Raw genomic sequence first — 4,730 nt, forward strand, 5'->3', positions numbered from 1 at the left:
ACGGCCGACAAGCTGGTGATCACCGTCGATGACGATACGCCGACCCTGGCCTTCGGCAACCTGATCGGCACCGGGACCGACCTGGCGCAACAAGGCTACTGGAACAAGGCGGCCGGAGCCGACGGGCTGGGCGCGGCCGGCCTGGACATTTCGCTGGTGAACAACCAGTTCACCCTGGTCCGGCCGGATAACACCACCACCATCGGCACCGGCACACTGGTCGAGCAGTCGCCGTCACCCGATGGCAATGGCGCCTACCAGTTCGCCGGGACCTTGACCGGCGACTTCGACAACAATGCGGCCACGGCGAATACCACTGTCCATTACACCCTGACCGCCAAGGCCGATGGCACCTATGCCCTGGACCTGCTGGAAGGTTTCCGTTCGATCGTCGTCCTCAGCAGTGCCGATGGCTCGCTGGATGCCGGTGGGCCGGACCCGGTACGCACGCTGACGATAGGCACCGAAGAGGTAGTGTTCTTCGGCGCCAATCCGCTGGCACCGCAGACCGGCGACAACAGCATCCTGACCGGTATCGGGCTCGGGGCGCCCGACCCGACCGAAGCCCAGTTGCAGACCAACCCGCTGCCATCGTTCATCGGTTCGGCGGCCATGAACGTCAGCACCTCGGGCATCGGTATCGCCAACAACAACCTGGAGGGCAACACCACGGCGGGCATCAATGCCGGTGACGAAAGTTTCGTGGTCAACCCCGAGACCTTGTTGACGGCCATGAAGATCTTTATCGACAACTCGGTACAGGGCTACGACCCGGCCACGGAAGAGCTGTACTACACGATCTACTACGACAACGGCACGACTTCGGGCGCGCCCATCAAGGTGCTGGCCGCCGACCTGCACGCGGAGGCCGGAAACCAGAAATCCTTCACCGTCCAGTGGGATGGCAGCCACCTGATCGACGCGGTCCAGCTCACCATGGGCAAGGGCACGATCAAGGTCCCGGTGATCCAGTTCATCAAGGAAACCCAGAGCCTGGCCAGCGATATCCAGCTGGCGTTCAACGCCACGATCACGGACAAGGATGGCGATACGGCAACCAGCGCATTCGACGCCAACCTGTTCGCCAACGACCCGAGCGACGCCTTGTTCGACTTCAGGCTGGTGGGCACCACGGGTGAACGGGATGCCTTCAACATCGATCTGTCGGTGGCCGAGAACCAGTACCAGGTCACAGGCTTCGATGCCGGAGCAGGCCAGCGCGATGCGGTGGTACTGGTTGGTGACCCGGGCGCCACTGTGCAGTCGATCAACAATGCCGGCAACGACAGCATCGTGACGATTGCCGAGACCGGCGGACAGCTGACGACCATCACCCTGCTCGGGGTCGACCTGCTCAATACCGACATTGTCCTGAGCAGCGTCTGAAACCTGGCGCGTCAAACCAAAACGAGGGTGGCCTGGAAACCGCCCTCGTTTTTTTTACCGCGCCGAACGCTCAAGCAGCGCAAGGCTTGAAGGGCACGCAATGGACCGGCGCCCGCGCCTCATCCCGCTTCCCCGCCCAGGTAGGCTGAAACTCCCAGCCCGCCTGGGAGTATCGGCCAATGCGCATTCTGCGGTGCATCCCCATAGTTGTGGCATCTGCCAGCAGAGGGCCCAGTGCGGCCCCAACGACTGGAACTGCCTAGGAGAATGTCATGACCACCCTGCAAGAAAACCTATCCCTCACGAGCGACCCGCTCGTGGTAGCGACCGGCGTCAATGTTGCCCTGGACGAAACCAGCGGGTTGCAGAACGCCACGGCCACGCCAGCCCCTGCGGGGGACGCCGACGACAATGACATTCTGCTGGCCGCCCTGCCCTCGGCCTTCGCCACCCGCTTGACCGCCCTTGGCGCGGGTACCGCAACGAATGCCGCCTTGAGTGGCTACACCGGTGCCGTGGGTGACACCGGCAGCAATGCCTTCACCCTCAACCCGGCGCCCGGCGCGGACATTACCGATATCAAGTTCACCGACAGCCTCGGCGCGCCGCTCAATGGCCTGGACAGCGGCCTGGATACCCTCGATGGCACCAGCATCCTGCTCTATACCGATACGGACAATAACAACATCGTCCTGGGCCGGGCCGGTGGCCCTGACGGCGCCATCGTGTTCGCCGGCTACATCGAGGAAACCGGGTCGCCGGTCTCGGGCGGCAAGCTCTGGACCGTGGAATACCAACCGCTCAAGCACCCGGACGCGAGCAACCCGGACGATGCCCTCAACCTGCTGAACAAGGTGTTCGTCGGTGCCAGCCAGGACCTGAAGTTCAGCCTGGCCAATGCGCCTTCCGGGCAGAACCTGTTCCTGATGTTCACCACAGCCAACCCGACGGTGGTCGATGACGGGGGTGTCCTGCGGATCAGCGATCCGACGATCATCGCCACCGGCAAGGACCCCGCCGACGAGTCGACGGGCGTCAACATCAACACCGGTGACACCATCAACACCAGCCAGGCAGGCGGGCCGACCACCTTCGGCACCAACAACCAGATGATCGTGGAACAGGAAGGCATTCGTTTTACCTTCGTCACCGGCGCCCGGCAGGACGTGACCATTCCCAACCTGGATCAGAACGAAGCGGATGTCGAAGCCAACATCGACTACACCGCGGTCTTTAATGCGAAGACCGCCAATTTCGATGTGGTGCAGTTGCAAAGCGGCAAGAGTGCGGTGGTAAAAATCAGTGCCTTCAGCACCGCGGTTGAAAGCGGCACGGACTTCGTCAACGGCTATGCGAACGATACGTCGGTGGCCATCACCAGTGTTCTGGTCATCGACAACAGCACCGGGCAAGTGATCGAGAACTCGAACGGCTCGGTGAATGATCCGAGCATTGCCATCAGCTTTGCCAGCGGGGTGGCCACCGTCACTGGCGTCAAGGCCGGCTACAAGATCGAATACACCACCACCGCGGACCACAACCGCGTACTGATCGAGAACGGCGCCGCCCTGGACGCCAAGGGCAATGACCACGCCGACTTCGACATCGGTGGCTTCGTCCTGCGCCAGGCCGCCACCACGACCGCCGAAATCGGCTCGCAGATGATCTTCGAGGACGATGGGCCGGCCGCAGCCGGAACCGCCGTGGCTGGAACCGTCGATGAAGACGGCCTGGCCAATGGCGTTGCCGGCGGTGTCGGCGATGTGGCCGGCGAGGCCACCGTGGCCAGCGGCAGCGTCACCGGGATCTTCCAGTCCGGCGTCGATGTACCGCTGAGCTTTAGCTTGTCGAGCGACACCAGCGGCCTGCCAGCCCTGAGTTCGGGCGGGGTGGCGCTGGTGTACAGCGTGGTAGGCGACACCCTGACCGCCAAGGCCGGTGCAGTCGATGTGTTCACCTTCAGCCTCAGCGCCGCGGGGGCCTATAGCTTCACCCTGCTCAAGCCGCTGGATCACGCGGCCGGTAATGACGAGAACGACATCACCATCAACCTGGGCAGCCTGCTGCAAGCCACGGATAAGGACGGGGATACGGTCACCGCCGCCGCCGAGAAACTGGTGATCACCGTCGATGACGATACGCCAACCGCGACCGGCACCGCCGTGACCGGCACCGTCGATGAAGACGGATTGGCCAATGGTATTGCCGGCGGTGTCGGTGATGTAGCGGGTGAAGCCACCGTGGCCAGCGGCAGCGTCACCGGTATCTTCCAGTCCGGGGCCGACGTGCCACTGACCTATAGCTTGTCGAGTGACACCAGTGGCTTGCCGGCATTGAGTTCGGGTGGAGTGGCGCTGGTCTACAGCGTCCTGGGCGACACCCTCACCGCCAAGGCCGGTGCAGTCGATGTGTTCACCTTCAGCCTCAGCGCCGCGGGTGCCTATAGCTTCACCCTGCTGCAGCCGCTGGACCATCCAGCCGGCAATGACGAGAACGACATCACCATCAACCTGGGTAGCCTGCTGCAAGCCACGGACAAGGACGGCGACACGGTAACGGCCGCGCCCGAGAAGCTGGTGATCACCGTCGATGACGATACGCCAACGGCAACCGGAGCCGCCGAGGCCGGCACCGTCGATGAAGACGGCCTGGCCAATGGCATTGCCGGTGGTATCGGCGATGTGACTGGCGAAGCAACGACGGCCAGCGGCAGCGTGACGGGGATCTTCCAGGCCGGTGCCGATGGACTGCTGAATTTTTCCTTGTCGAGCGATACCAGCGGCCTGCCGGCCTTGAGTTCCGGTGGCGTGGCGCTGGTCTATAGCGTGCTGGGGGATACCCTCACCGCCAAGGCGGGCGCAGTCGATGTGTTCACCTTCAGCCTCAGTGCCGCCGGGGCCTACAACTTCACCCTGCTCCAGCCTCTGGATCATCCAGCCGGCAACGATGAAAACGACATCACCCTCAACCTCGGCACCTTGCTGCAAGTCACGGACAAGGATGGCGACACGGTAACGGCCGCCGCCGAGAAGCTGGTGATCACCGTCGATGACGACACGCCAACCGCCAATGGCACTGCGGTGACTGGCACCGTCGATGAGGACGGCCTGGCCAATGGCATTGCCGGCGGTGTCGGCGATGTGGCCGGTGAGGCGACTGTCGCCAGCGGCAGCGTGGCCGGTATCTTCCAGTCCGGGGCCGACGTGCCGCTGAGCTTTAGCTTGTCGAGTAACACCAGCGGCCTGCCAGCCCTGAGTTCCGGCGGGGTGGCACTGGCCTACAGCGTCCTGGGCAACACCCTGACCGCCAAGGCGGGCGCAACCGACGTGTTCACCCTGAGCCTC

Annotated in this window: 1 protein-coding gene and 1 pseudogene; both read left to right on the forward strand. The window is 63.6% G+C overall.

The window, feature by feature from the left end; genetic code table 11:
• Positions 1-1,386: pseudogene (locus tag J4D28_RS30285) on the forward strand (hypothetical protein); the annotation flags it as partial.
• 272 nt (positions 1,387-1,658) lie between these two features.
• Positions 1,659-4,730, forward strand: a 3,072-nt coding sequence (locus J4D28_RS30290) for a hypothetical protein (RefSeq protein WP_207246528.1), incomplete at its 3' end; no start/stop codon positions are given.

It is taken from the genome of Pseudomonas sp. GW531-T4, assembly GCF_017349615.1.
Taxonomy (GTDB): domain Bacteria; phylum Pseudomonadota; class Gammaproteobacteria; order Pseudomonadales; family Pseudomonadaceae; genus Aquipseudomonas; species Aquipseudomonas chlororaphis_I.